This window comes from Ruegeria sp. AN11, from assembly GCF_056536005.1.
This window is the reverse complement of sequence record NZ_JBQFJD010000001.1, coordinates 110,150-136,458: the sequence shown is the minus strand read 5'-3', so window position 1 is coordinate 136,458 and position 26,309 is coordinate 110,150. Positions and strand designations below refer to the sequence as shown.

Sequence of the window (26,309 nt, the reverse complement as noted above, 5' to 3'; positions counted from 1 at the left end):
AAGGTTCCGGTCAAGAGCTTACGCCGTCACGCCGATCAGGTCATTCACGACGTCGGGCAGATCATTGAAATGATGCAGCAGGGCGTCCGGTTCCAACGCGGCCATATCTTCGCCGGAAGGCCCGAACGTCACCAGGACCGACGGCACCCCGGCGGCGCGTGCCGTGTTGTGGTCGGTATCCGAGTCTCCAATCAGAACGCACTGGTCGGGGTGCCCGCCAGCACGGCGCGCGGCCTCGCGCAGGGGTTCGGGATCGGGCTTTCGCACCGCCAGCGTATCGGCCCCAACCAGCGAGGCGAAACGATCCCGCACCCCAAGACGCATCAAAAGCAGATCGGCCAGAGCCTCGGGTTTGTTGGTGCAGATACCCACACCGTACCCTGTGGCTTTCAACGTATCGACTGCCTCAAGCGCGCCGGGGTAGAATTTGGTGTGGATGTCAATGGCTTCCGAATAGGCCTCGAGCAGAATTGGATAATACGCCAGCACTGTTGCCTCGTCATACGCTCCGACCCGTTTCAGCCCGTGGCTCAGCATCATGCGTCCGCCACGCAAGGCAACACCGGCGTCCTGTTCCCGCGTCAGAACATCGCCATGCCCCATTTCACGAAAACAATGATTTGCCGCCGCCAGCAAATCGCCTGAAGTATCCGCCAAAGTGCCGTCCAGATCGAAGATGACCGTACGCATTTTGCCTCCTTGCTCGGCAGAAACCCGCCATGAGATGTTGCAAACGGCAATCTTGTTTGATGGGCGAACCGCTTGCGCCTTTGAAACCAGCGGATAAAACGGACGACAACAAAACACAAAGAGAAAACGATTTCATGACCACTGCCCTTGTCATCCTCGCCGCCGGAAAAGGCACCAGGATGAATTCGGAGATACCAAAAGTTCTGCATCCCATCGCGCAGGCCCCGATGCTGGTTCACGCCATGCGCGCCGGCGCAATTCTGTCCCCCGAACGCACTGTCATCGTCACCGGGCACGGTTCCGAGGCGGTCGCCAAAGCCGCGCGGGCCGAGGATGAAGACGTGCATATCGCCATGCAGGAGGAGCAACTGGGTACCGCCCACGCGGTCGCGCAGGCACGCGGCGCGTTGGACAGGTTTTCCGGCGATATCGTGGTTCTGTATGGCGACACACCCTTTCTGCAACCGGACACTCTGGAACGGATGGTAGCCGCGCGGGCCGAGAACGATCTTGTCATTCTCGGGTTCGAGGCGGCCGATCCCGCCCGTTATGGCCGACTGGTCATGAAGGGCGACACACTGGAACGGATCGTTGAATTCAAGGACGCCTCCGAGGAGGAGCGCGCGATCACCTTTTGCAATTCGGGCCTTTTGGCCTGCGATGCCCAGACCCTGTTCTCGCTGATCGACGCGGTCGGGAATGGCAATGCATCCGGCGAGTACTACCTTACCGATGTTGTTGAAATCGCCGGAAATCGCGGACTGAAGGTCACCGCTGTTGCCTGTGATGAGGCCCAGACACTGGGTGTCAATTCCCGCGCCGATCTGGCGGCGGCAGATGCCGTTTATCAAACCCGCGCTCGTGCAGAACTGATGGATTTGGGCGTCACGCTGATGGACCCGCAGACCGTGTACCTGGCTGCTGACACAGTGATCGGGCGCGATACCGTGATTGAACCAAATGTGGTTTTTGGCCCCGGCGTTACCGTGGAAAGCGGCGCAACGATCCGCGCCTTTTCGCATCTTGAAGGATGCCATGTCAGCCGCGGTGCCATCGTTGGCCCCTTTGCCCGCCTGCGTCAGGGCGCCGAATTGGCCGAAGATGCGCGTATCGGAAATTTCGTCGAAATCAAGAATGCAGAAATCGGTGAAGGTGCCAAGGTCAATCACCTCAGCTATGTCGGCGATGCCTCGGTCGGGGCCAGAACCAATATCGGCGCCGGAACCATCACCTGCAACTATGACGGCGTCATGAAGCACCGAACAACGATTGGTGACGATGTCTTCATCGGCTCCAACACTATGTTGGTGGCACCGGTCACGCTGGGCGACGGCGCAATGACGGCCACTGGCACGGTGGTCACCAGGAATGTCGATCCCGACGCACTGGCCGTGGCTCGTTCACGCCAGGAAAACAAACCGGGTTATGCGCGTAAATTGTTTGAAATGTTAAAGGCGAAGAAGGCTCGCCGCGACAAAGGAGCCTAGAATATGTGTGGTATTGTTGGCGTACTGGGACAGCACGAAGCCGCCCCTATTCTGGTCGAGGCGCTGAAGCGGCTGGAATATCGCGGTTACGACAGTGCGGGGATTGCAACGGTCAACAACGGCGCGCTGGGGCGTCGGCGGGCCGTTGGAAAGCTGGTCAACCTAAGCGATCTGCTGGTGCACGACCCATTGCCCGGCAAATCGGGTATCGGCCACACCCGCTGGGCCACGCATGGCGCGCCTTCGGTCACCAACGCCCATCCGCACAGGGCGGGCCCGGTGGCCGTTGTCCATAACGGCATCGTCGAAAACTACCGCGAATTGCGTGCGGAGCTGGCAGAAAACGGGATCGATTTCCAGACCGAAACCGATACTGAAACCGTCGCCCTGATGACCGAACACTACATGAAAACCGGTCTGAACGCGGTTCAAGCCGCCTTTAAAACGATCGACCGGCTGGAAGGTGCCTTTGCCCTAGCATTCCTGTTCGATGGAGAGGATGACCTGATCATTGCCGCCCGCAAAGGCTCTCCGCTGGCGATTGGTCATGGCGATGGCGAGATGTTCGTTGGCTCGGACGCCATTGCGCTGGCCCCGCTGACAGACAGGATCACATATCTCGAGGAAGGCGACCGCGCCGTCCTGACCCGCACGTCGCTGGAAATCCGCAATGAAAAGGGTGACCTGGCCAACCGGGAAACGCGCCGGATTAAACTGGATCACACCCGAACCGACAAGGGCGGGCACAAACATTATATGGCCAAGGAAATCGCCGAACAGCCGATCGTGGTGGCCGAGGCGATCCGGTCCTATCTGCCGACAGGTGGCGACCGGGTCGTGTTGCCCGATGCGGATCTGGATTTCACGAAACTGGATCGGCTGACCATGGTGGCCTGCGGCACAGCCTTCTATGCCTGCCTGACCGCAAAATACTGGTTCGAACAACTGGCCAAAATGCCGGTCGAAGTCGATATCGCCAGCGAGTTCCGCTACCGCGAACCACCGATCACTGATCGGACACTGGCCCTGTTCGTCAGTCAGTCAGGCGAAACGGCCGACACACTGGCCGCGCTGCGCTATTGCGAGGGCAAGGCGGACAAGATCGTTTCGGTTGTCAATGTCCCCGAAAGCTCGATTGCCCGCGAAAGTGACATTGCCCTGCCGATCCACGCCGGCGTGGAAATCGGCGTGGCATCGACGAAGGCGTTCACGTGTCAGTTGAGCGTGTTGCTGATGCTTGCGCTCAAAGCTGCCGCCGATCGGGGCACGCTCAGCGACGAAGAACTGGCCGATCACGCCGCAGCTTTGCGCGGTCTGCCCACAATCCTGAACGCGGCGCTGGATCAAAGCCAAGCCATCCGCAAATCCGCTCAGCGCCTGTCCGAGGCGCGCGACGTGTTGTTTCTGGGCCGGGGGCTGATGTATCCACTGGCCATGGAGGGGGCGCTAAAGCTCAAGGAAATCAGCTATATCCATGCGGAAGGTTATGCCTCGGGTGAATTGAAACACGGGCCCATCGCCCTGATCGACAAGCATATGCCGGTGGTTGTCATGGCCCCGCGCGACGCCGTTTTCGACAAGACAGTTTCGAACATGCAGGAGGTCATGGCGCGCAAGGGCAAGGTCATTCTCATCTCGGACGATGACGGCATTACCGACGCGGAAGACGGCGTCTGGAACACGATCCGCATGCCGCATGTCCATACAAGCCTGGCGCCAATCCTGTATTCGGTGCCGGCCCAGTTGCTGGCCTATCACACCGCTGTCGCAAAGGGCACGGATGTGGATCAGCCGCGCAACCTGGCCAAATCCGTAACGGTGGAGTGAACAATGTCCAAACAATTCCCGGAACTGGACGCCGCCCAACGCAAGTTCATCGAAGACCAGCACATGTTCTTCGTTGGCACCGCAGGGCCTGAAGGTCGCGTCAATATCTCGCCCAAGGGCATGGATTCATTACGTGTTCTTGGGCCCAACCGGATCGTCTGGATGAACCTGACCGGCAGTGGCAACGAAACCGCCGGTCATTTGCTGCAGACCAATCGCATGACGCTGATGTGGTGTTCCTTCACCACGCGCCCGCTGATCCTGCGCACCTATGGCACTGCACATACCCTGCACGTCGGCGACGATGGCTGGGACGAACTGGCCGCCCTGTTCCCCACTCATCGCAGCGCGCGGCAGATCTATGACCTCAGCCTCGACATGGTGCAAACATCCTGTGGCTACGCGGTTCCGTTCATGGAATTCCAATCGGACCGCGACACGATGCAAAAGTGGGTCGACGGAAAATCCGACGAGGACATCCGTGCCTATTGGGTCGACAAGAACCACTCCACGATTGACGGCCACCCCACCCGTGCCTTGGAAAAGGGCGGCGATGCCGGATAGCTATCTCAACCAGATCAAGGCTCATGCCGACCCCGAGCGCGCAGACCAGATTGCGGCCTATCACAAGGTCGAGCGTCCTTATCTGGGGGTTGCCAATCCGGTTTTGAACGACCTCACCAAGTCGTGGCGGCAAGAGCTGGATGTTTCTGATCGCGTAGAAGTGGCGGACGCTCTGTGGCAGAGCAACATTCACGAGGCTCGTCTTGCTGCTGCCAAACTGCTGACGCAGGCCCGTATCCGGCCAGATCAGGCGGTCTGGGAACTGCTGCACAGCTGGTTGCCGGATTTTGACGCCTGGGCGGTGGCCGATCACGCCTGCATGGCAATGCAAAAGCGCCTTACAGCAGACCCCGAACGGCTGGATCAGGTGGAGCTCTGGACCACCTCAGACCACATGTGGACCCGCAGGGCTGCTCTGGTCGCCACCCTGCCCTGGACCAAGCAAAACCACCCCAAACCCGACGATCTGCAACGCCGCGACCGTATTCTGGGTTGGGCTGCGGGTTATGTTCCCGATCGTGACTGGTTCATTCAGAAATCTGTCGCCTGGTGGCTGCGCGAACTGTCCAAACACGATCCGTCCCGCGTCATTGCGTTTCTGTCCGCGCATGGCAGCCAGATGAAGCCGTTTGCCCGCCGCGAGGCCGGAAAATACCTGAAAGATCAGTTGGAATAGACTTCAAGTTCGACCAGAGCGTCGAGCGGCAACAAAAGTGCCCGCATTGCATCCAGCGACAGACGGCTGCCCCCGCTTTCAGGTCCCGGTGCCGGAACCAGCGCAATATAGGCCTGCGCCCCCGTACTTGGGACCAGAACACGGCCCGTAAACTCGGTCTCGACCAAAGGGGTTTCCATCCAGCGTCCCGGCGTCGTGGGATCACCCAGCGCGGCGACGGTCGTTCTGGCGCCGATCCAACCAGCCGCAGTGGCCGCAACAGGTTCCGGTTCGACCGCGTCCCCGGCAGTCGCAGCATCCTGTTCGGCAGCGCCATCGCCACCGCCAAAAACCCGGTCCGTCGTTGACCGAACCGCGTCACATCCCGCCAGCAAAGCGCAAAACACCAAAACCGCATATCTCATGGCCACAACCTATCGATCTGTGCCCATCTATGCCAGCGCAAAGGAAACTTCACCCTTGTCGCGGGCAGGCCGCAGCTTTACCTATGTCGCATGACAGCTCCTCTTATCGACCCGTTTGCGCGCGCCATCACCTATCTCCGTGTTTCCGTCACGGATCGCTGCGATTTCCGCTGCGTCTATTGCATGTCCGAAAACATGACGTTCCTGCCCAAGAAGGACCTGCTGACTCTCGAGGAGCTGGATCGCATGTGTTCGACATTTGTCCGGCTGGGCGTCGAAAAGCTGCGCATAACCGGCGGGGAACCACTGGTGCGCCGTAACATCATGAGCTTTTTCAACGCCATGACCCGGCATCTGGACAGCGGCGCGCTGAAAGAGCTGACACTGACAACCAACGGATCACAGCTAAACCGTTTTTCCGAGGATCTGTATGCCGCGGGCGTGCGCAGGATCAACGTGTCGCTGGATACGCTGGATGACGACAAATTCGCCCGCATCACCCGTTGGGGACGCCTGAAACAAGTGCTGAACGGCATTGATGCCGCACAAAAAGCCGGATTGCGGATCAAGATCAATGCCGTGGCTCTGAAAGGCTTCAACGAGGAAGAACTGCCGCGCATCACGCAATGGTGCACCGAGCGTGACATGGACCTGACCTGGATCGAGGTCATGCCGATGGGGGACATCGGCAACGAAGATCGTCTGGATCAGTACTGGTCACTCAAGGATGTACGGGCCGAATACGAAAACCAATACCGGGTCACCGATCTGGCCGAGCGGACCGGCGGCCCTGCGCGCTACGTCCGGCTCGAGGAAACGGGGCAGAAGATCGGCTTCATCACGCCGCTCAGCCACAATTTCTGCGAAAGCTGCAACCGCGTGCGGCTGACCTGTACGGGCGAGCTGTACATGTGCCTGGGCCAGGAAGACATGGCCGATCTGCGCGATCCGCTGCGGGATCATCCGGATACGGAACAACCGCTCGAAGACGCGATCCGCGCTGCGATCAACCTCAAACCCAAGGGGCATGATTTCGACTATTCCCGTCAGGCGGTAGATGGCCGGATGAGCCGCCACATGAGCCACACAGGCGGCTGACATGCCGCGCCGGAACGGCCAGACACTGCTTTATCGATTGTATTGCGGCCTGACCTCAATTGCCGCACCGCTTGTCTGGCGTACCGTGCGCAACAAGCTGCAGGCTGCAGGGGTTCCCCAGGCACGGCAACAGGAACGCCTCGGCCACGCAAGCCAGCCCCGTCCAGATGGCCGCCTGGTCTGGTTTCACGCCGCCAGCGTCGGAGAAAGCCTGTCCGTTCTCAGCCTGATCAATCGGCTGGCGGAGAAGCTGCCAGATGCGCATTTCCTGATCACATCCGGCACTCCGACCTCGGCGGCCCTTATCGAAAAGCGGCTTCCGCCCAGAACGCGCCACCAGTACCCGCCGCTGGACACAGGCGGCCCCGTCAGACGGTTTCTGGCCCATTGGAAGCCCGATGCCGGGATCTTCGTCGAAAGCGAAATCTGGCCGCACCTGATTGTCGAGGCCTCGCACCTGGGAATGCCGCTTGCCCTGCTCAATGCCCGACTGTCGGATAAATCGGTCGCTGGCTGGAAAAAGCGTCCGCGAACAGCACGGTTCATCCTTGAACAGTTTCGCTTGTTTTTGACCCAGAACGACAAGGCGGCGGCCAACCTGCTGGCCATGGGGGCCCAAGCTGACCGGGTCAAGCCCGGGACCAACCTCAAGTCGATGTCCGACCCCCTGCCCGTGAACAAGGAAACGCTGACCAGCATCCGCAGCCAGATTGCCGGGCGGCCGGTCTGGATCGCCAGTTCCACCCATGCCGGAGAAGAGGAAATCGTGCTGGCGGCCCACGCGCAATTGCTGGAAAGCTGGCCCGACCTGCTACTCCTGCTGATCCCCCGCCATCCTGAACGGCGCGCAGATTTCGGCGCATTGATCCAGCAGGCCGGCTTTTCCATGTCGCTGCGCTCTGCCGACATGCCGATCACGGCAGACACGCAGGTCTACGTCGCCGATACCCTCGGCGAAACCGGAACATGGTATGCCTTGTGTCCGATCGTATTTTTGGGCGGCTCGCTCAAGGAAATCGGCGGTCACAATCCGTTTGAACCGGCACAGGCCGGCGCGGCCGTCATTACCGGGCCGGGGTATTTCAACTTTGCCGAAACATTTGCGCCTCTGATCGAAAGTGGCGGCACAATCGAGGTGCGGACAGCACAAGACCTTGCCACGGCCGTTACCACTTGGCTGAGCGACAAAGTGGCATTAGCGGAAGCCCAAAGCGCCGTCAAATCCTGCGTGAACACTCAAAAATCGGCGCTGGACGACGTCACAGATACACTCTGCAAGTATCTTTCTCTCACGTGATCGCCCGCGGGGTCCACGCTTCATCTGGCTAAAAATATCCCGGGGGAGGCGCGCCATGGGCGCGACGGGGGCAGAGCCCCCATCGCCTTTGCCGTCAGGCGGCCGGCATCCTTTGCTCGACAATCTCGGCCCACCAACTGCATCCTGCCGGAATGGCCTCATCATTGAAGTTGTATTGCGGGTGATGCACCATCGCCGTGTCGCCGTTGCCAACCAGAATATAAGCGCCCGGACGTTCTTCCAGCATAAAGGCAAAATCCTCGCCGCCCATGACCAGAGGTGCCTCCTCGCAAGCGCCTGAGACTGAACGCGCCACGTCCGCCGCAAAATCGGTCTGCTCGTCGCTGTTCACCATGACCGGATAGCCTCGGATATAGGTCACATCAGCGGTCCCACCGTAAGTCGCGGCAACGCCGTTGCAGATTTCGTTGATCCGTCGCTCAGCCAGATCCCGCATAGCATTGCTCATGGTGCGCACGGTTCCCTTGATCTGAACCGTCTGAGGGATCACGTTGAAAGCCTTGGAGGAGGTTTCGAACGAGGTTACGGATACCACAATCTGATCGACCGGATCGGCATTACGCGAAGCGATGGTCTGCAACGCCAAAACTGCATTGGCGGCCAGGACGGTCGTATCAACAGTTTCATGTGGTTTGGCCGCGTGGCCGCCAAGGCCTTCGAACGTGATGTCGAACTGGTCAGTAGCTGCAAAGAACGCACCCGGACGGATCGCAAACGACCCTACGGGCTTACCAGGCCAGTTGTGCATTCCATAGACTTCCTGAATATTCCAGCGATCCATCATGCCATCTTCGCACATCTCGCGCCCGCCGCCGCCGCCTTCTTCGGCAGGTTGGAAGATGACCACAACCGTTCCATCGAAATTGCGGGTTTCAGCCAGATATTTTGCGGCCCCCAACAACATCGCCGTATGCCCGTCATGGCCACAGGCATGCATGGCACCCGGAGTTTTCGATGCATAGTCCAGCCCGGTCGCCTCATGGATCGGTAGCGCATCCATATCCGCCCGAAGTCCGATGACCTTGCCTTTGGTATCCGACTTGCCCTTGATCACGCCAACAACGCCGGTTCGCCCGATGCCGGTTACAATCTCGTCACAGCCGAATTCCTTCAGCTTGTCGGCGACCACCGCGCTGGTGCGATGCGTTTCGAACAGTATTTCCGGATTTTCATGAAGATCCCGTCGCCAAGCGGTGATTTCTTCCTGCATCTCGGCAAGGCGGTTCTTGATAGGCATGTCATTCTCCCCTGTGTGTCATGCGACAGGCATTCGTCGTTCCACCACTTCCGCGTACCAACTGCAGCCCGCGGGTATGGCTTCGTCATCAAAGTTATATTCAGGATGGTGGCACATGGCGGTGTCCCCATTGCCAACAAAGATGTAGGCGCCCGGCCGTTCTTCAAGCATGTAGGCGAAATCTTCCGACGGCATGATCGGATCGACGCTATCATTCACCTTGCCGGCAACAGCCGCCGCAGCTTCGGCAGCATAGCCTGTTTCCGCATCGGTATTGACAGTCGCCGGGTACCCCGGCGTCCAGATCACTTTTGCCGTTGCACCAAAGGCCGAGGCCGTGTCCTCGGCGATCCGGCGCACCCGCTCTTCCGCGATGGCGCGATACTCGGGATCCAGCGTTCGCACCGTGCCCTGCAGCCGCACCGTGTGCGCGATCACGTTTGACGCAACGCTATCAGTCACGAAGGTACCGACCGTCAGCACCACACGCTTGATCGGATCGACGGTGCGCGACACAACCGACTGCAAAGCCACGACTATATGAGATGCGACAAGTGTTGTGTCCACCGCATCATGCGGCGCGGCGGCGTGCCCGCCCTTGCCCATCACAACAATCTCGAACTCGTCGGACGAGGCCAGCAAGGCACCAGGTCGAATGGCGAACTCTCCCACCGGAAGACCCGGCATATTGTGCATGCCGTATACTTCCTGAATGCCCCATCGTTCCATCAGGCCATCCTGACACATCGCCAATCCGCCCGCGCCGCCTTCTTCGGCGGGCTGGAAAATCAGAACAACGGTCCCATCAAAATTCCGGGTCTCAGCCAGATACTGTGCCGCCCCCAGCAGCATCGAGGTATGGCCGTCATGCCCGCAGGCATGCATCTTGCCCGGCACGATCGAGGCATAGTCGAGCCCGGTTGCCTCTTCGATGGGCAGCGCATCCATATCGGCGCGCAGACCCACGACACGACCCTTCGTGTCGGTCCGCCCCCGGATCACGCCAACAACGCCTGTTTTGCCGATACCGGGCGTAATCTCATCTACGCCAAACGCTTTCAGGCGCTCTGTTACAAAGGCGGCCGTTTCGTGGACGTCATACATCAATTCTGGATTGGCATGCAGATGGCGGCGCCATTTGGTGATCTCGCCATGCATTTCGGCTAGCCTGTTTTTGACGGGCATTTTCATCCTCCTGTGACAAGAGTTTCAATATCGACCAAATGGCCACAAATCTCAGGCGCCGAGCTTGTTTACCAGCCGCTCCATAAATCTGTGACCTTCATTGAACTGTGCAATCGTTATGAACTCGTTCGGCTGATGGGCCTCTGCAATATCGCCGGGGCCGCAAATAACCGCTGAATAGCCCGCTTCCTGAAACTGCCCCGCTTCAGTCCCGTAGCTGACAACATGCGAGGCATTGTCCCCCGTCAGGGATCGCACCAAGGCCTCGGCCTCTCCATCAGGTTCGGGCACCAGCGCCGGTACTGCAAAATCCTCGGCCACGTCGATGCGCGCTTCCGGGTGGACCTGCTGCATCCGGGCTTCGATCTGCCGCACCTGCTTCAGATAGTCCGTTCTCCAGTGCGATGCCTGTTCACCGGGCACCACTCGGAAGTCCATCATGAACCGGCAGTCCTTGGCAGTGATATTATGCGCTGTTCCCCCTTCGATCATCCCGACATGGCAGGTGGTCCAGGGCGGGTCGAATATCGCGGCGACATCACTCGGTTCGGCTGCCATGTTCTCGGCATTACGATCGTTGGCCCAATCGATCAGCGGCGCCGCCGACATGATCGCGTTGACCCCGGTATGCATGATCGAGCTGTGGACCTCAAACCCGACAACATGTGTATCATACCCGAAGCTGCCCTTGTGGCCCGTGACGGCCTGCATCATCGACGGCTCGCCCACGATCACGGCGGATCCCTTGGGCAGAACCTCCTGCATGGCTTCGATCATCGGCGGGGCTCCGGTGCAGCCAACCTCCTCATCAAAGCTCAGCGCCAGTTGCAGAGGTCGTTTGAGATCCGCGTATTGCGCCTCGACCAAAGCCCAGATGGCCAGTGCGTCAAAGCCCTTCATGTCGCAGGCTCCGCGCCCGAAATATTTGCCGTCTCTTTCAACAACAGTGAACGGGTCGCTGTCCCATGGCTGCCCGTCAACGGGCACGACATCGGTATGGCCGGACAGGACAACCGCCCCTTCCTGCCAGGGGCCGACATGGGCCAGTAGGGCGGCTTTGTGTGGCTGGTTCGGATCGGGCCAGCGATGCGACGTGATGCCGTGGCTGGCCAAGTAGGCTTCGACCCAGTCCACCAGAGGCAGGTTGGTCTCACGGCTCACCGTCGGGAACGAGATCAGGCGCGTCATGATCTCAAGCGGCGTCAGGCGGTGCGGCATGGGGATCAGTAACCGCTATCCGTGGTTAGGACGAAGTGACTCGGCTCGACCTCGCGGTATTCTGAAGGTTCGGGTTTATAGCCGATTGGATGAATTGGCGACGGGATCGGCTTGAAATTCAGATCCTTTTCCGATTTCCGCTGGTTCGGATCGGCAATCGGAACAGCCTTCATCAGCGCCTGAGTATAGGCGTGCTGCGGGTTCTCGAACACCCGGGCACGCGGGCCAAGTTCGACAATGCGGCCCAGATACATGACGCCGACATGGTGGCTGACCCGCTCGACCACGGCCATGTCGTGGCTGATGAACAGATAGCTGAGGCCAAGTTCCGACTGAAGCTCCATCATCAGGTTCAGAACCTGCGCCTGGACCGATACGTCAAGCGCCGATACCGCCTCGTCCGCGACGATCAGTTTGGGGTTCAGCGCCAGCGCTCGGGCAATCGCGATCCGCTGCCGCTGACCACCCGACATCTCGTGCGGGAAACGACGCATGAAGCTGCGCGGCAACTGTACCTTGTCGAACAGTTGCGCCACACGGTCCTGCAACTCCGAGCCGGACGCGACACCGTAGTTGCGCATCGGTTCGGCCACCTGATCGATCAGCTGCATCTGCGGATTGAGCGAGGCGAACGGGTCCTGAAAGATCATCTGCATATCCAGCCGCGCTTTGCGCAGACCCGCAGAATCCAGTTTCATGATATCAAGGCCATCCAGATTGACCTCACCTGCCATCGGCTCGACCAGCCGCAGGATCGACCGACCCGCCGAAGATTTGCCGCACCCTGATTCGCCCACAAGGCTCAGCGTCTGGCCCTTGTTCAGGGTGAACGAAACGTCTTCGACCGCGTGCACATTGGAAATCGTGCGACGCAGCAGCCCCCCCTTGACGGGGAACCGGGTGGTCAGGTTCTTGACGGACAGCAGAACTTCTTCAGTGCCGGGGATTGGCGCGATGTTCTGCCCTTCGACACCCAGCAGCTTCATCGGTTCCGGAGCCGATTTTCCCTGCATTTCGCCCAGTTTCGGAACAGCGGCCAGCAGCGCCTTGGTGTAGTCGTGCTGCGGATTCTCAAAGATCTCCTGGACCGTGCCCTCTTCGACCTTGTTGCCGCGGAACATGACCACGACGCGGTCGGCCATCTGTGCCACAACCGCCATGTCATGCGTGATGAACATCACCGCCGTGCCGGTTTCCCGCTTGAGCCGGTCCATCAGTGCGAGGATCTCGGCCTGAATTGTCACGTCCAGCGCTGTGGTGGGTTCATCCGCGATCAGCAGGCGCGGCTCACAGGCCATGGCCATGGCGATCACCACCCGCTGGCGCATGCCGCCGGACAATTCGTGCGGGTATTGCTTCAGTCGCCGTTCGGGTTCTGGAATGCGGACCTGACGCAGCAGTTCCAGCGCGCGGTCCTCGGCCTGCGATTTGGACAGGTTCTTGTGGATCCGCAACCCTTCGGTCAACTGCCGGCCGACGGTAAAAACGGGGTTCAGCGCTGTCATCGGCTCCTGAAAGATCATTCCGATCTCGTTGCCGCGAATCTGTTTCATCAGATTCTGATCGGCCCCAGACAGGTCCATTTCGGTCTTGTCGCGCCGGTCAAACAGCAGTTGCCCACCCGCGATCTCACCGCCGCCGAATTCCACCAACCGCATTAACGACAGAGACGAGACCGATTTCCCCGACCCCGATTCACCAACGATACATACGGTTTCGCCGGGATTGACCGAAAACGAGACATCTTCGACCCCGACCACCGGACCATCCTTGGTCTGAAATTCGACCCTGAGATTCTTGATCTGGGCAATAGGCTGATCCAGCACGCGCACGCTCCCCTTGGCGGCTTGTTATTTTTGAATGCCAAACGCTAAGGCGGCAGGAAGGGAAAAGTCAAACGCATTGCAGGTTTTCCTTAAGGCAAGGCTTGCAATTTTCCAAAACTCTGTTTCGATACGCCGCGTAACCGTTTTTGGGAGATGGCGGAATTCGCGAAGCGTGGCTTGCATACATGTTTCTTTTCAGCGCCTTACAATCCCACACGGCAACGCCAAACCCGCAGGCCTTGCGGAGATAATCGAGACACGAATGTGTCCAACATGGAGTGTATGATGAAAATCAAAACCCTTTTGCTTGGTGCGATTGCAAGCACAGCGATGGCCCCGATGGCCTTTGCCGAGCGCGGATCGGACGGCAATGTCAGCATCATTTACTGGCAGGCACCGTCGATCCTGAACCCGTTCCTTTCAGGTGGCACCAAGGATGTGGAGTCGGCCTCGCTGGTGATCGAACCGCTCGCCCGCTACGACCAGGACGGCAACATGGTGCCTTATCTGGCATCGGAAATTCCAACCGTTGAAAACGGCGGTGTCAGCGAAGATCTGACCTCGATCACCTGGAAAATCGCACCGGGAATCACCTGGTCGGATGGTAGTCCGTTTACTTCTGCGGACGTGAAATTCACCGCTGACTACTGCATGCACCCCGAAGGTGGCTGCGCGCAGGTGACCAAATTCGAAGGCGTCACATCGGTCGAAGCCGTGGACGATCTGACCGTAAAGGTCACGTTCGATGCACCGACCCCGTTCCCCTATGGTCCGTTTGTCGGCGGCGAAAGCCCGATCATTCAGGCCGCACAGTTTGCCGACTGCCTGGGCGCGAAAGCCCCCGAATGCACCGAGCAGAACTTTAACCCGATCGGCACCGGCCCGTTTGTCGTCACCGAGTTCAAGCCGAACGACGTGATCACCATGAAGGCCAACGACAACTACCGTGATCCGGCAAAACCTGCCTTTGCGACGCTGACCTTCAAAGGTGGCGGTGACGCAACTGCGGCGGGCCGCGCGGTGATGGAAACCGGCGAGTTTGACTATGCCTGGAACCTGCAGCTGGCACCCGAGGTGATCCAGCAGATGCAGGAAGGCGGCAAGGGCACTCCGGTCGCAGGCTTCGGCCCGCTGGTCGAGCGCATCATGCTGAACCAGACCAACCCGTCGCCCGATCTGCCGGAAGGCGAGCGTTCGACTGCTGCGCATCCGCACCCGTTCCTGCAGGATCCTGCGGTTTACAAGGCGATGTCTCTGGCAATCGACCGTCCGCTGCTGGTGGAAATCGGCTATGGTCAGGCCGGTCAGGTCACCTGTAACTGGGTTCCGGCCCCGGCTGCCGTGAATTCGGACACCTTTTCCTGTGACACGCAGGACATCGAAGGTGCGAAGAAACTGCTGGATGACGCGGGTATCGTAGACTCTGATGGCGACGGCGTGCGTGAAAAAGACGGCGTTCCGCTGAAGATCGTCTACCAGACCTCGACCAACGCCGTCCGTCAGGACTTCCAGGCGCTGATCAAGGAATGGTGGAGCCAGATCGGTATCGAAACTGAGCTGCGCAACATCAACGCGTCGGTCTTCTTCGGCGGTGACCCGGGCTCGCCCGACACCTTCCAGAAGTTCTATGCGGACGTTGAAATGTACGCCAACACCTTCAACGGCACCGACCCGCAGTCCTATCTGGGCAACGGCTTGTGCGACAAGGCTCCCAAGCCGGAATCGCAGTGGCAGGGTGAAAACATCAGCCGCTTCTGCAACGAAGAATTCGACAAGCTGCATGGTCAGCTGGCCGAAACCGCCGGTGCGGAAGAGCGTGCGAAAATCGCCCGTCGTCTGAACGACATCATGGTTGAAAACGGCGGTATGATCCCGCTGGTGCACCGTGGCCGTCTGTCGGCGCACGCAAACACCCTGGGTGGCGTGATCCTGAATGTTTGGGACAGCGAGCTGTGGAATGCAGCAGACTGGTACCGCAAGACCGGATCCTAAACATCAAGTTGCAAAGCTGCGCCCCGATCTGTATCGGGGCGCGGTCATTTGCACACCACTCCAACAAGAAGACGCACAATAAAGGCGCCTTTTGATGCTCAACTTCACCATCAGACGACTGATTCTGGCCGTTCCGACGCTCCTGTTCATCAGTCTCGTCATCTTCCTGCTGCTTGAACTCGCACCCGGCGATCCCATGGCGCAGGTTCCGCTTACCGTCCCCCCCGAAGTCAAAGAGAAGATGCGCGAGGCGCTTGGCCTCGGGCAGCCGATGCATATCCGGTTCTGGAAATGGATCGTGCAGTTCTTCTGGATTGAACCGCAGGTGCTGATCGACTCGATGTTCGGCACGACCTTCTCCGAAGGCGATCTGCGTGTGATTTCGTGGCAGACCCGCTCGCCCGTCATGGACATCGTCGTTCAGCGTATCCCGCAGACCCTGTGGGTCGTCGGCACCGCTTATGTGGTCGCCATCCTTATCGCGCTGCCCATCGGCATCTATTCCGCATACCGCCAGTATTCCTGGTTCGATCAGATGGGCACATTCGTGTCGATGGTCGGCTTCTCGGTCCCGCCCTTCTTCTCGGGCGTGCTGGTGATCGTGATCTTCTCAGTCCAACTTGGCTGGTTCCCGTCAATCTATGACACAACACATGTGGTCGATAGCTGGGACAGTTTTGTCGTGCAGCTGAAGCAGATGATCATGCCTGTCATGGTTCTGGCGCTTCAGATCACCGCACAACTCAGCCGGTTCATGCGCGCCTCGATGCTGGATAACCTCAATCAGGACTACGTCCGCACCGCCCGCGCCAAGGGCCTCAGCGAATACACCGTCGTGATGGTCCACGTGCTGCGCAACTCGATGATTCCAGTTGTCACCGTGATTGCTCTGGGCATTCCGGCCATCTTCGGCGGCGCCATCATTACCGAGCAGGTCTTCAAGGTGAACGGCATCGGCCAGTTGCTGATCGGGGCCATTCAGGCCAATGACCTGCCGATGGTGCAGACCCTGACCTTCATCTTCGCCGTCCTGATCGTGCTGTTCAACCTGATCGCAGACGTCCTGTATGGCATTCTGGACCCGAGGATTCGCTATGACTGATCATGATCGCACGGATTCTCTGGTTCCGGACGAAGGGCTTGCCCCGGCCTCGACCGCCCTGCCAACGGCAGACGTGCTGGAGGAACTGGCCACCCCGCCCCGCAGTCAGTGGCGCGATGTCTGGGATCAGTTCAAGACCCACAAGGGCGCGATGATCGGGGCCGTCCTGTTTATCTTCATCGTGGCCGGCGTCTACATTGGTCCTTATCTGTGGAGCATCGACCCGACACAGATCGACATCCGGTCCCGCAATCAGGGGCCAAGCTGGTCGCATCCGTTTGGAACGGACCAGTTGGGCCGTGACATTCTGGCCCGTATGATGTCAGGCGGGCAAACCTCGGTCTCCGTGGGCATCACCGCGATGTTGCTGGCGTTGTTCCTGGGATCTTTCATCGGCGTTCTGGCCGGGTTCTTCAAACAGCTGGACGGGCCGTTGATGCGCCTGACCGATCTGTTCCTGGCCCTGCCCCTGCTGCCATTGCTTCTAGTCATGATGCTGCTGTTCCGAGAACCGCTGTCAGCGGCATTCGGGCTGGAGCGCGGGATTTTCATCCTGATCGTCGCCGCAATCGGCGTCACGTCGTGGATGCCGACCGCACGGATCGTGCGCGGAGATGTTCTGGCGATCAAGGAGCGGGAGTTCGTTCTGGCCGCGCGCTCGATCGGGACAAGCAACGGACAGATCATCACGCGGCACATCCTGCCCAATGTGCTGTCCCCGATCATGGTCTCCGCCACGCTGGGCATCGCCACCGCGATCATCACCGAAAGCGCACTGTCCTTCCTGGGCCTGGGCTTTCCGCCGGACTTCCCGACCTGGGGCCGGTTGCTGTTTGACGGTGTCGACTATCTGCAGCAATACCCCGAACGCGTGTTCTGGCCCGGTCTTGCGATCTCGCTGACGGTGCTAAGCGTCAACTATCTGGGTGACGGTCTGCGCGACGCTCTGGACCCGCGTATTCGCGGACGTTGAACCAAGTCAGCCGGCGCGTTTCAGCGCGCCGGCCAACACGACGATCAGTACCGCCAGCGGTATCAGCACCGAAAACGCCATTCTCAGGCCAAACAATTCGGCCAGAAACCCGATCAATGGCGGCCCGATCAGCAACCCGCCATATCCAAGCGTTGCAACACTGGCAATTGCCTGTCCGGGGGGCACCAGCGGGTCATTCGCGGCGCGGCTGAATGCCAAGGGCATGATGACGGCATAACCGATCCCCATCAAAGCAAAGCCGAACAAAGCCAGCGAGGTCGCCGCAGCGGATACCACGCAAAACACCCCGATGGCCGCACAGACACCTCCGAATCTTGCGATGCTGACCGGCCCGAACCGGGCTATGAACACACCACCCGCCAGTCTGAGCGCAACCATCGCGACCGAAAACACCGCATAACCCAACGCCGCAACACCTTCGGTCGCTTCCGTGACATCGCGCAGGTAGACCGCGCTCCAGTCCGCGACCGCTCCCTCGCCCAACGCACCACACAAGGCCGCAATTCCAACAAGAACCAAAGCACCGGACGGCCATGCAAAAACGGCGCCGCCCGCGCTCTCCGACAGTTTTGACGTCCAGCGCACCCATGACAGGGCAAGCGCAAAGCCCACGACAATCCCACCTGCCAGCAGGAAATGAGTGATCACGGTCAGCCCCATCTGGACCGCCATGTAACCGCTGAGCGCCCCCAGCCCGGCCCCAAGGCTCCACATCGCGTGAAACGAGGACATGACGGGTTTATCATAAGCCTGCTCTACCTCGGCCGCCCAGGCGTTCATCGCCACGTCCATCGACCCGTGGAATGCCCCAAAGATGAACAGAAACACAGCCAGCGCCCAGAAACCGCCTGCCAGAGCCAGAAGGATCAGCGAAAGCGTGTAGAGAACGGCAATCACACGCGTGATAACGACAGCTCCGAAACGGTCGGTCAGACGCCCCGTCACTGGAAATGAACACACCGCCCCTGCCGCCATGAACAGCAAGCCATAACCCAACGCCTCGTGCGTCAGCTCCAGCCTGTCACGCACCGCGGGGATGCGCGATGCCCAGATGCCGAACAAGGCACCGTTCAGGATGAACATGGCCGCGACGGCGCGCCATGCGACCACAATTCCGATCACGAAAAACCCCTCTTGCCGGGCAAACCTGCCAGCCCCGTTCTACAGGCCTGATGGATTTTGGCAAACGTGATCTAGGACAGCCGCTTGCGGATATGGCGAACACCGACCCAAACGCCTGCGACAACCGGCAATGTCACGGCGGCCGTCAGCATCCCCTTGCTGATGCCCGCGCTCGTCAGCGGATACAAAAGATAGCTGACCAAAGACACCGCATAATAGCTGATTGCAACAACCGACAAACCTTCTACCGTGTGCTGAAGTCGCAAGGCCAGATCCGCGCGACGATCCATGCTTTCCAGCAGCGCCTGGTTCTGCGCACTTCGTTCCACATCCACCCGTGTCCGCAGCAGGTCGCCGGCGCGGATAGCCCGGTCCGACAAGGCTTGCAGGCGGCGCTCGGCCGACTTTACGGTGCGCATAGCCGGGTCATAGCGGCGCATCATGAAATCGGCAAAAGACTGGCCGCCCTCGAACCGTTCCTCACGCAGGATTTCGATCCGTTGGTTGACGATGGCTTCATAGGCGCCCGACGCTCCAAAGCGGAAAGAGGATTGGGCCGACAGGGTTTCCAGTTCGATCGACGTGGACAGCAGTTGCGGCAACAACTCATCCGGCTTGGACGAACTGACAGTCATCTGCCTCATCAACTCCGTCAGCTTCCCGTCCAGTTCGCCTATGCGCGGCATCAGCTGTTTCACCCGTGCAAAGCCCAGCATGGACATTGCCTTATAGGTCTCGATTTCACACAGACGCTGAATGATACGGCCAGTCCGGCGCTGATTGGTCCCGTCACGGACAAAAACGGCAAAGCGCATATGACCCGCCGGGTCGATGCGAAAATCGCTGGCGCAAATGGCGGCGTCATCCAAAACGCGGGCCACCGCCAGGCTTTCCGGTTCGAACCAATCCGCAAGCATCGGCTTCACGGAGTCATCATCTTTGCATTCCACCACCCGCAGCATCGCCGAGGTTACGCGCTGACCGGGGCTTGCCATCAGCCAGTCGGGCGGAAAAATTTCGAAGTCCGCCGGATTGAACGGGCGGTCACTGACATTCTGCGCAATGGCCGTATACGTGACGAATTCAGCGTGCTGTTCCCATTTGAGCCAGTGGCGCCCGATCTGTCCGGCATAATGCGTGGCCCCGGGCTGCGGATGCGGTGCCCCGTGGCGGTTCAGCAGATCCGTCAGATGCGCAACATCTTCATCACGATCCCGCGCTGCCGCCGCAACGGGCTTCTTGATGGCCAGAAACACCACCGTACAGGGCGTTTTCGCCACCGGAAACGGGCGCGCGTGCAATTCATTGGCCAGCGCATAGCGCAGCGGATGATCCTGGATGGGCGTCATTGTTAGCTCCCTGACTCCGGGCCACTATACCCCGCATTCAAAATACATCAATTATTGTTTTATTTCATATACTTACATGAATACCTTCGCATACAGTGGCGCTATCCTATTGATTTGGCTGCCAGAGCTCGATCGGATTGCCTTCAGGGTCGCAAATACGAGCGAACTTCCCGACCTCACTGTCCCACTCATCGCGGGTTTCGACCTGGATGCCTGCTGCCTCAAGCTGAGCGATTAACGCTGCCAGATCATCGACGCGGAAGTTGATCATCCACTGTTGCTCTGACCGGCCGAAATATTCGGTCTTCTGATCGAAAGGCGCAAACACCGTGTGCCCCTCGCGCTGTTTCCAGGGGACAGGATCGTAGTGATTGACCCCCAGATGGGTCTCGTACCACGCGGACAGCGCTTTCGGATTACGCGCGCGGAAAAACACACCGCCGATGCCGTTCACCTTTTCCATCAACGCCTCCTGTCAACAACCTGGCCCGCCCAGCCTAGCACGCCCCGCCTGCTTCATCTGACCAAAAATATCATGGAGGTCAGGAGGCAAAGCCCCCTGCATACAAAAAAAGAAAAGGGCGCCGTCTGGCGCCCTTTGCAATTTTGATACAGCCTGCCGATCAGTCGATCATGGGCAGCAGCTTGTCCAGGCTCGCCTTGGCGTCGCCATAGAACATGCGGGTGTTTTCCTTGAAGAACAGCGGGTTTTCGATACCCGAATAGCCAGTACCCTGACCACGCTTGGACACGAACACCTGCTTGGCCTTCCAGCATTCCAGAACCGGCATACCGGCGATGGGGCTGTTGGGATCCTCCTGCGCCGCAGGGTTCACGATGTCGTTCGAGCCGATCACGATGGCCACATCCGTATCCGGGAAGTCATCGTTGATCTCGTCCATTTCCAGAACAATATCATACGGCACTTTCGCTTCGGCCAGCAGAACGTTCATATGGCCCGGCAGACGACCGGCTACGGGGTGGATCGCAAAACGCACCTCTTTGCCCTTGGCGCGCAGCTTGCGGACCAGTTCGGAAACGGACTGCTGCGCCTGCGCCACGGCCATCCCGTAACCCGGGATGATGATCACGCTGTCAGCGTCGTTCAGCGCGGCCGCAACGCCATCTGCGTCAATCGCCACCTGCTCGCCTTCAACAGCCATCTGCTCGCCCTGAGGACCGCCAAAACCGCCCAGGATTACGCTGACAAAGTGACGGTTCATCGCCTTACACATGATATAGGACAGGATCGCACCGGACGAGCCCACCAGCGCACCGACCACGATCAGCAGGTCGTTGCCCAGCGAGAAGCCGATCGCCGCAGCGGCCCAGCCCGAGTAGCTGTTCAGCATCGACACAACCACCGGCATGTCAGCGCCTCCGATGCCCATGATCAGGTGGTAACCGATGAACAGCGCCGCCAGCGTCATCAGGATCAGCGGGAACAGGCCACCCGACGAGGTGTACCAGATCAGGCAGATCAGCGAGAGACCGGCAGCCGCCGCGTTCAGCGCATGACCGCCGGGCAGTTTGGTTGCGGCGCTCGTCACCTTACCCGCCAGCTTGCCATAGGCGACAACCGAACCGGTAAAGGTAATCGCACCGATGAAGATGCCGAGGTACAATTCGACATGCAGGATTGCCAGTTCCGCCGCGGTCTTCTTGGCGATCAGCTTGGCAAATGCGCCCAGATCGGAAAGATCCGCCTGAGACGCACTGTCGGCAATCGCCATCACCTGCGCCACGTTACCGATTTCGAAATGAGCGTTGAAGCCGACGAACACAGCCGCCAGACCCACCAGCGAGTGCATAGCCGCGACAAGCTGCGGCATCTCGGTCATCTGCACGCGCTGCGCCACGTACTGGCCGATGAAACCACCACCGGCTATCAGCAGCAGCGACAGCAGCCACAGTCCCGAACCGGGACCAACCAGCGTGGCGAAGACCGCCAGCGCCATACCGACGATGCCATACCAGACCGCGCGCTTGGCGCTTTCCTGGTTCGACAGACCGCCGAGCGAAAGGATGAACAAAACAGCCGCAACGACATAGGCAGCAGTAGTGAAGCCAAATTCCATGTGCCCGGCCTCCTTAAGATTTCTGGAACATGGCAAGCATGCGCCGGGTTACGAGGAAGCCACCGAAGATGTTGATCCCGGCCATGAAGACGGACAGCGCCGCCAGCAGAATGACCAGGAACGATCCTGATCCGATCTGCATCAAGGCCCCAACGATGATGATCGACGAGATCGCGTTGGTGATCGCCATCAGCGGAGTGTGCAAGCTGTGCGAAACATTCCAGATCACCTGGAAGCCCACAAAGATCGCCAGCACAAAGACGATGAAGTGCTGCATGAAACTGGCCGGAGCGATCAGCCCCACCAGCAACATCAGCGCGCCGCCCACACCCAACAGGGTAAACTGCTGCTTGGTCTGCGCCTTGAAGGCCGCAATCTCCTGCGCCTTCTTCTCTTCCGGGGTCAGTTCCTTGACTTCCGGTTTCTTCTGCGCCGCAATCGCCTGCACTTTGGGCGGCGGCGGCGGGAAGGTAATCTCGCCCTCGAATGTCACAGTCGAGCCGCGAATCACGTCATCTTCCATGTCATGATTAATCTGACCGTCCTTTTCGGGCGTCAGGTCGGTCATCATGTGACGGATGTTGGTCGCATACAAAGACGAGGACTGTGCTGCCATCCGGCTGGGGAAGTCGGTGTAGCCGATGATGGTCACGCCATTGTCGGTCACGATCTTCTCGTCCGCCACGGTCAGCTTGCAGTTGCCGCCCTTTTCCGCCGCCAGATCGACAATGACCGAGCCGGGCTTCATGCTTTCGACCATGTCTTTGGTCCAAAGCTCGGGCGCTTCGCGGTTCGGGATCAGCGCGGTGGTGATGACGATGTCCATTTCCGGCGCAAGTTCACGGAATTTGGCCAACTGCGCATTGCGGAACTCTTCGGACTGGACCGAAGCATAGCCACCGGTGGCCGCGCCGTCTTGTTGGTCTTCTTCAAAGTCCAGATAGACGAATTCAGCACCCATGGACTCGACCTGCTCGGCCACTTCCGGGCGCACGTCGAACGCATAGGTGATCGCGCCCAGCGAGGTCGAGGTCCCGATGGCCGCCAGACCGGCCACACCGGCGCCAACGATCAGCACCTTTGCAGGCGGCACTTTACCCGCCGCCGTCACCTGACCGGTGAAAAAGCGACCAAAGTTGTTGCCCGCCTCGATCACGGCGCGGTAACCCGCGATATTGGCCATCGACGACAATGCGTCCATCTTCTGCGCGCGCGAAATACGCGGAACCATTTCCATGGCGATCACGTTTGCGCCCTTGGATTTGGCCAGTTCCATGCCTTCTTCGTTGCCCGCAGGGTTGAAGAACGAGATCAGCGTCTTGCCCTTGGTCAGCCGCTTCAATTCCACATCGGTCGGTTGGCGCACCTTGGCGACAATATCGGCCGCCTTCCATAGCGCCGCCGCAGTCTTGACCACCTCGACACCCGCAGCCTCATAGGCCGCATCCGAGAACCCGGCAGCGGCGCCCGCGCCCTTCTCGATCAGGCACTCATAGCCCAGCTTCTGCAATTGCACGGCAGAGTCCGGCGTCATCGCAACCCGGTTCTCTCCGTCCAGTCTTTCCTTCGGTGTGCCTATTTTCACCGGTGCTATCCCCCTAATTTTGACTCAATCCGAGCAGGTGGTCGGTATTGTTTGATAAGCAAACATGTATCCTGCGCAACATTATTTCGCAAGCGCAGCATTTTTGACGTTGGATCATGGCCGCAACCCACTCATATCCACCGCCGTGTTTCCCGTTCATAGCGGGCAAAATCGGCGCGGAATGTCCGGCGCAGGCGGTCTTCTTCCGGCAGGATAAAACGGCGTTCCAGGACCCAGACAAAGACCGGCACCAAAACCAGAGAAAGCACTGCATCAAAACGCAGAATCAGACCGGCCAGGATCAGAACATCCCCCAGATAAATCGGATTGCGGCTGCGCTTGTAGATGCCCGATCGCACCATCGCGGTTGGTGTTTCGTGCGGAATAACGGTGGTTTTGTGGCGGCGGAATTCGACGATGGCCAACACGGCCAGAAGGATGCCCCCTCCGATCAGGATGCCACTCAAAAGATCGGTCAGGCCGCTTTCCAGCGACAGATCCAACGACAGATGACGTACCTGCAGCCACGCGAGCACGGCGAATCCCAAAAGCCAGACGGGTGGTACATCGATCCGTTGCACGCACATTTCCTGTGATTGACGACACGCGCGATTATGTCGCTTCTGAACGACGTCCTACCGCTTTCGGGCCAAAATGGCAAAGCTCAGGATGTCGCATCGATGGACAGGCGGTTTCCGATCAGATAGGCCCGTGGAAACACTGATCCGAAGCACAATAAGATGAGCCCTGAATGACCGATTTTGCCGCAACCAAAGCCATGTTCGACCTGCCTGAGGGCGTGATTTATCTGGATGGCAATTCGCTCGGTCCCTTGCCCAAGGCGGCTGGCGCACATGTGCAGGACATGATGGCCAACGAATGGGGGCAAATGCTGATCACCGGCTGGAACAAGGCAGGTTGGATGGGAATGCCGACCGGGCTGGGTGATCGTATCGGGCGGCTGATTGGGGCCGAACCCGGCAGCGTTGTGGTCGGCGACACATTGTCGATCAAGGTATATCAGGCCGTGGCCTCCGCGCTGGAGCTGTGCCCCAACCGCAAGGTTGTTCTGTCGGACAACGGAAACTTCCCCTCGGACCTTTACATGGCGGACGGGCTTCTGCGCTCACTCGGACCGGATTATGAATTGCGTGTGGTCGCCCCTGAGGACGTGGCCGCGAACATTACCGAAGACGTTGCCGTTCTGATGCTGACGGAAGTGGACTATCGCTCGGGACGCATGCACGACATGAAGGCGCTGACGGAACAGGCGCATTCGAACGGCACAGTTACGGTCTGGGACCTGGCTCATTCTGCGGGCGCAATCCCCGTTGACCTGTCGGGCTGCAACGCAGATTTTGCAGTGGGCTGCACATACAAATACCTCAACGGTGGTCCGGGCGCGCCAGCCTTTATCTATGTCGCACCACGTCTGGCTGACAGCGTCAGGCCCGCACTGTCCGGCTGGCTGGGTCACGAAGCGCCATTTGCCTTTGATCTGGATTACCGTCCGGGCAGCGGGATCGAAAGAATGCGGGTCGGCACCCCCCCGGTCATTCAGATGAGCGCGCTTGCATCAGCAATGGATGTCTGGGATCTGGCAGAAATGAACGACGTGCGGGCCAAGTCCATCGAACTGACCGAGCTTTTCGTTGCGCGCGTCGAAGCCACCTGCCCTGGTCTGCATCTGGCCAGCCCGCGAGATCCGAACCTGCGCGGCAGTCAGGTCTCATTCCATTTCACCGAGGGCTATGCCGCGATGCAGGCCCTGATCGCGCGCGGCGTGATCGGAGATTTCCGGGCCCCGGACATTATGCGCTTTGGCTTCACGCCGCTCTACATCGATGAACAGGATGTCGAACGCGCGGTCGAAATCCTTGCAGATATCATGCAGAACAGATTGTGGGATGCGCCGGAATACAAAATTCGCCAGCGCGTCACCTGACCTCAAGCCCGGCGCCAAACAGGTCAGCCACCTGGCCTACCTGTTGTTCGTAAACCTCGGCACCCGCTCCGGTCAGTTTCAATCCCTTGAGCGTCGCTGAAATGGTCCGGCCGGTTTCAACGGCGTCCGCGAACAACCGAACGCGCCCAGCTTGTTGTTGGTGTGACAGCCAGTCTGCGTAAAGCCCCGCCAGCATGGCCTCCCCCTCCGAGATGATCTCGGAAGACATGGACTTGGTGTTATCCAGCAGTTCAAGCCCGTGCGGCAGCGCCAGAATGGCTGCCATTCCTTCGGTCTGCGCCCGTATTGCTCGCTTCAACACGTCCGGCACGGAACCGGGCGACGCCAGCGCGGCAGCAACCGCTGCGCTTTTTTCCGCATAGTAGAGTTCGGTCAGCTTTCTGACGATCGCTTCTTTGTTCTTGTAGTGCAGATACACGGCCGGTCGGGACATCCCCGCGCCCCGCGCTATGTCGTCCATTGATGTCTTGCGAAATCCGTACGTAGCAAATGCCTGAAAGGCCGAGTCCAGGATCGCTTTTTGCCGTATATCGCCAACTGCTTCTGTCATGCTCAAATTCGTGACATTTTTTGTTTATTTTGTCAATTGAC

At 59.4% G+C, this 26,309-nt stretch carries 23 protein-coding genes; 10 read left to right on the top strand and 13 right to left on the bottom strand.

The window, feature by feature from the left end; genetic code table 11:
* Positions 1-18: 18 nt before the first annotated feature.
* On the bottom strand, positions 19-690 hold the full coding sequence (locus ACR3EQ_RS00700) for an HAD-IA family hydrolase (RefSeq protein ID WP_170615332.1): 672 nt from the start codon (positions 688-690) through the stop codon (positions 19-21).
* A 134-nt stretch (positions 691-824) separates the two neighbouring features.
* On the opposite strand from ACR3EQ_RS00700, the gene glmU reads away from it, so the two are divergent.
* Genes glmU through ACR3EQ_RS00680 form a run of 4 tightly spaced genes read left to right on the top strand, consistent with a single transcriptional unit; the run spans position 825 to position 5,244 of the window.
* Entirely contained in the window at positions 825-2,177 is a 1,353-nt protein-coding gene (glmU, locus tag ACR3EQ_RS00695) for a bifunctional UDP-N-acetylglucosamine diphosphorylase/glucosamine-1-phosphate N-acetyltransferase GlmU (RefSeq protein ID WP_480489559.1), read from the top strand.
* 3 nt (positions 2,178-2,180) lie between these two features.
* On the top strand, positions 2,181-4,004 hold the full coding sequence (gene glmS / locus ACR3EQ_RS00690; protein ID WP_480489558.1) for a glutamine--fructose-6-phosphate transaminase (isomerizing): 1,824 nt from the start codon (positions 2,181-2,183) through the stop codon (positions 4,002-4,004).
* Positions 4,005-4,007: 3 nt separating this feature from the next.
* Positions 4,008-4,568, top strand: coding sequence for a pyridoxamine 5'-phosphate oxidase family protein (locus tag ACR3EQ_RS00685; protein WP_170615326.1), 561 nt, complete (start codon positions 4,008-4,010; stop codon positions 4,566-4,568).
* Positions 4,558-5,244 carry a DNA alkylation repair protein gene (locus tag ACR3EQ_RS00680; RefSeq protein WP_170615324.1) on the top strand — a complete coding sequence of 229 codons (687 nt, stop codon included), beginning with the start codon at positions 4,558-4,560 and terminating at the stop codon, positions 5,242-5,244. Before ACR3EQ_RS00685 ends, ACR3EQ_RS00680 begins: the two co-directional genes overlap by 11 nt.
* On the opposite strand, the gene ACR3EQ_RS00675 is transcribed toward ACR3EQ_RS00680, so the two are convergent.
* Positions 5,232-5,648, bottom strand: coding sequence for a hypothetical protein (locus ACR3EQ_RS00675; protein WP_170615322.1), 417 nt, complete (start codon positions 5,646-5,648; stop codon positions 5,232-5,234). The genes ACR3EQ_RS00680 and ACR3EQ_RS00675 overlap by 13 nt on opposite strands.
* Before the next feature lie 90 nt (positions 5,649-5,738).
* On the opposite strand from ACR3EQ_RS00675, the gene moaA reads away from it, so the two are divergent.
* Positions 5,739-6,746, top strand: coding sequence for a GTP 3',8-cyclase MoaA (gene moaA, locus ACR3EQ_RS00670; protein ID WP_170817066.1), 1,008 nt, complete (start codon positions 5,739-5,741; stop codon positions 6,744-6,746).
* A gap of 1 nt (position 6,747) precedes the next feature.
* Positions 6,748-8,043 (top strand): 3-deoxy-D-manno-octulosonic acid transferase, encoded by a 1,296-nt coding sequence (locus ACR3EQ_RS00665; RefSeq protein ID WP_170615318.1) that lies wholly within the window; start codon positions 6,748-6,750, stop codon positions 8,041-8,043.
* Between the two features lie 94 nt (positions 8,044-8,137).
* On the opposite strand, the gene ACR3EQ_RS00660 is transcribed toward ACR3EQ_RS00665, so the two are convergent.
* Genes ACR3EQ_RS00660 through ACR3EQ_RS00645 form a run of 4 tightly spaced genes read right to left on the bottom strand, consistent with a single transcriptional unit; the run spans position 8,138 to position 13,530 of the window.
* Entirely contained in the window at positions 8,138-9,301 is a 1,164-nt protein-coding gene (locus ACR3EQ_RS00660) for a M20 aminoacylase family protein (RefSeq protein WP_170677864.1), read from the bottom strand.
* An 18-nt stretch (positions 9,302-9,319) separates the two neighbouring features.
* Complete coding sequence (locus ACR3EQ_RS00655; RefSeq protein WP_170615314.1) at positions 9,320-10,486, bottom strand: M20 aminoacylase family protein; 1,167 nt, start codon at positions 10,484-10,486, stop codon at positions 9,320-9,322.
* 51 nt (positions 10,487-10,537) lie between these two features.
* On the bottom strand, positions 10,538-11,704 hold the full coding sequence (gene argE / locus ACR3EQ_RS00650; RefSeq protein ID WP_170615312.1) for an acetylornithine deacetylase: 1,167 nt from the start codon (positions 11,702-11,704) through the stop codon (positions 10,538-10,540).
* Positions 11,705-11,709: 5 nt separating this feature from the next.
* Entirely contained in the window at positions 11,710-13,530 is a 1,821-nt protein-coding gene (locus ACR3EQ_RS00645; protein WP_480489557.1) for an ABC transporter ATP-binding protein, read from the bottom strand.
* 285 nt (positions 13,531-13,815) lie between these two features.
* On the opposite strand from ACR3EQ_RS00645, the gene ACR3EQ_RS00640 reads away from it, so the two are divergent.
* The 3 genes from ACR3EQ_RS00640 to ACR3EQ_RS00630 all read left to right on the top strand — a co-directional run bounded on the left by ACR3EQ_RS00640 (position 13,816) and on the right by ACR3EQ_RS00630 (position 17,597).
* Positions 13,816-15,522, top strand: coding sequence for a peptide ABC transporter substrate-binding protein (locus ACR3EQ_RS00640; protein WP_170615308.1), 1,707 nt, complete (start codon positions 13,816-13,818; stop codon positions 15,520-15,522).
* 94 nt (positions 15,523-15,616) lie between these two features.
* The gene (locus ACR3EQ_RS00635) at positions 15,617-16,624 is read left to right on the top strand and encodes an ABC transporter permease (RefSeq protein WP_170615306.1); all 1,008 of its coding nucleotides are present in this window, start codon (positions 15,617-15,619) and stop codon (positions 16,622-16,624) included.
* The gene (locus tag ACR3EQ_RS00630; RefSeq protein ID WP_170615305.1) at positions 16,617-17,597 is read left to right on the top strand and encodes an ABC transporter permease; all 981 of its coding nucleotides are present in this window, start codon (positions 16,617-16,619) and stop codon (positions 17,595-17,597) included. Before ACR3EQ_RS00635 ends, ACR3EQ_RS00630 begins: the two co-directional genes overlap by 8 nt.
* Positions 17,598-17,603: 6 nt before the next feature.
* Here ACR3EQ_RS00630 and ACR3EQ_RS00625 read toward each other — a convergent pair whose 3' ends face one another.
* From ACR3EQ_RS00625 to ACR3EQ_RS00600, 6 genes are all read right to left on the bottom strand, one after another.
* Entirely contained in the window at positions 17,604-18,740 is a 1,137-nt protein-coding gene (locus ACR3EQ_RS00625) for an MFS transporter (RefSeq protein ID WP_480489556.1), read from the bottom strand.
* 71 nt (positions 18,741-18,811) lie between these two features.
* The gene (locus ACR3EQ_RS00620) at positions 18,812-20,089 is read right to left on the bottom strand and encodes a DUF3422 domain-containing protein (RefSeq protein ID WP_170615304.1); all 1,278 of its coding nucleotides are present in this window, start codon (positions 20,087-20,089) and stop codon (positions 18,812-18,814) included.
* A 106-nt stretch (positions 20,090-20,195) separates the two neighbouring features.
* Positions 20,196-20,552, bottom strand: coding sequence for a VOC family protein (locus tag ACR3EQ_RS00615; RefSeq protein ID WP_170615303.1), 357 nt, complete (start codon positions 20,550-20,552; stop codon positions 20,196-20,198).
* Positions 20,553-20,712: 160 nt separating this feature from the next.
* Positions 20,713-22,167 (bottom strand): NAD(P)(+) transhydrogenase (Re/Si-specific) subunit beta, encoded by a 1,455-nt coding sequence (locus tag ACR3EQ_RS00610; RefSeq protein ID WP_170615302.1) that lies wholly within the window; start codon positions 22,165-22,167, stop codon positions 20,713-20,715.
* Positions 22,168-22,180: 13 nt separating this feature from the next.
* Complete coding sequence (locus tag ACR3EQ_RS00605) at positions 22,181-23,752, bottom strand: Re/Si-specific NAD(P)(+) transhydrogenase subunit alpha (RefSeq protein WP_170615301.1); 1,572 nt, start codon at positions 23,750-23,752, stop codon at positions 22,181-22,183.
* A gap of 131 nt (positions 23,753-23,883) precedes the next feature.
* A complete protein-coding gene (locus ACR3EQ_RS00600) occupies positions 23,884-24,333 on the bottom strand; it encodes a methyltransferase family protein (RefSeq protein WP_480441370.1) in 450 nt (149 codons plus the stop codon).
* 170 nt (positions 24,334-24,503) lie between these two features.
* On the opposite strand from ACR3EQ_RS00600, the gene kynU reads away from it, so the two are divergent.
* On the top strand, positions 24,504-25,697 hold the full coding sequence (kynU, locus tag ACR3EQ_RS00595; RefSeq protein ID WP_170615299.1) for a kynureninase: 1,194 nt from the start codon (positions 24,504-24,506) through the stop codon (positions 25,695-25,697).
* Here the strand turns inward: kynU and ACR3EQ_RS00590 are convergent.
* Positions 25,690-26,268 carry a TetR/AcrR family transcriptional regulator gene (locus ACR3EQ_RS00590; protein WP_170615298.1) on the bottom strand — a complete coding sequence of 193 codons (579 nt, stop codon included), beginning with the start codon at positions 26,266-26,268 and terminating at the stop codon, positions 25,690-25,692. The genes kynU and ACR3EQ_RS00590 overlap by 8 nt on opposite strands.
* Between the last annotated feature and the right edge of the window lie 41 nt (positions 26,269-26,309).

Coding starts and splice junctions, on each gene's coding strand:
- ACR3EQ_RS00700 (WP_170615332.1), bottom strand. CDS start 690: ATGCGTACGGTCATCTTCGATCTGGACGGCACTTTGGCGGATACTTCA.
- glmU (WP_480489559.1), top strand. CDS start 825: ATGACCACTGCCCTTGTCATCCTCGCCGCCGGAAAAGGCACCAGGATG.
- glmS (WP_480489558.1), top strand. CDS start 2,181: ATGTGTGGTATTGTTGGCGTACTGGGACAGCACGAAGCCGCCCCTATT.
- ACR3EQ_RS00685 (WP_170615326.1), top strand. CDS start 4,008: ATGTCCAAACAATTCCCGGAACTGGACGCCGCCCAACGCAAGTTCATC.
- ACR3EQ_RS00680 (WP_170615324.1), top strand. CDS start 4,558: ATGCCGGATAGCTATCTCAACCAGATCAAGGCTCATGCCGACCCCGAG.
- ACR3EQ_RS00675 (WP_170615322.1), bottom strand. CDS start 5,648: ATGAGATATGCGGTTTTGGTGTTTTGCGCTTTGCTGGCGGGATGTGAC.
- moaA (WP_170817066.1), top strand. CDS start 5,739: ATGACAGCTCCTCTTATCGACCCGTTTGCGCGCGCCATCACCTATCTC.
- ACR3EQ_RS00665 (WP_170615318.1), top strand. CDS start 6,748: ATGCCGCGCCGGAACGGCCAGACACTGCTTTATCGATTGTATTGCGGC.
- ACR3EQ_RS00660 (WP_170677864.1), bottom strand. CDS start 9,301: ATGCCTATCAAGAACCGCCTTGCCGAGATGCAGGAAGAAATCACCGCT.
- ACR3EQ_RS00655 (WP_170615314.1), bottom strand. CDS start 10,486: ATGCCCGTCAAAAACAGGCTAGCCGAAATGCATGGCGAGATCACCAAA.
- argE (WP_170615312.1), bottom strand. CDS start 11,704: ATGCCGCACCGCCTGACGCCGCTTGAGATCATGACGCGCCTGATCTCG.
- ACR3EQ_RS00640 (WP_170615308.1), top strand. CDS start 13,816: ATGAAAATCAAAACCCTTTTGCTTGGTGCGATTGCAAGCACAGCGATG.
- ACR3EQ_RS00635 (WP_170615306.1), top strand. CDS start 15,617: ATGCTCAACTTCACCATCAGACGACTGATTCTGGCCGTTCCGACGCTC.
- ACR3EQ_RS00630 (WP_170615305.1), top strand. CDS start 16,617: ATGACTGATCATGATCGCACGGATTCTCTGGTTCCGGACGAAGGGCTT.
- ACR3EQ_RS00620 (WP_170615304.1), bottom strand. CDS start 20,089: ATGACGCCCATCCAGGATCATCCGCTGCGCTATGCGCTGGCCAATGAA.
- ACR3EQ_RS00615 (WP_170615303.1), bottom strand. CDS start 20,552: ATGGAAAAGGTGAACGGCATCGGCGGTGTGTTTTTCCGCGCGCGTAAT.
- ACR3EQ_RS00610 (WP_170615302.1), bottom strand. CDS start 22,167: ATGGAATTTGGCTTCACTACTGCTGCCTATGTCGTTGCGGCTGTTTTG.
- kynU (WP_170615299.1), top strand. CDS start 24,504: ATGACCGATTTTGCCGCAACCAAAGCCATGTTCGACCTGCCTGAGGGC.
- ACR3EQ_RS00590 (WP_170615298.1), bottom strand. CDS start 26,268: ATGACAGAAGCAGTTGGCGATATACGGCAAAAAGCGATCCTGGACTCG.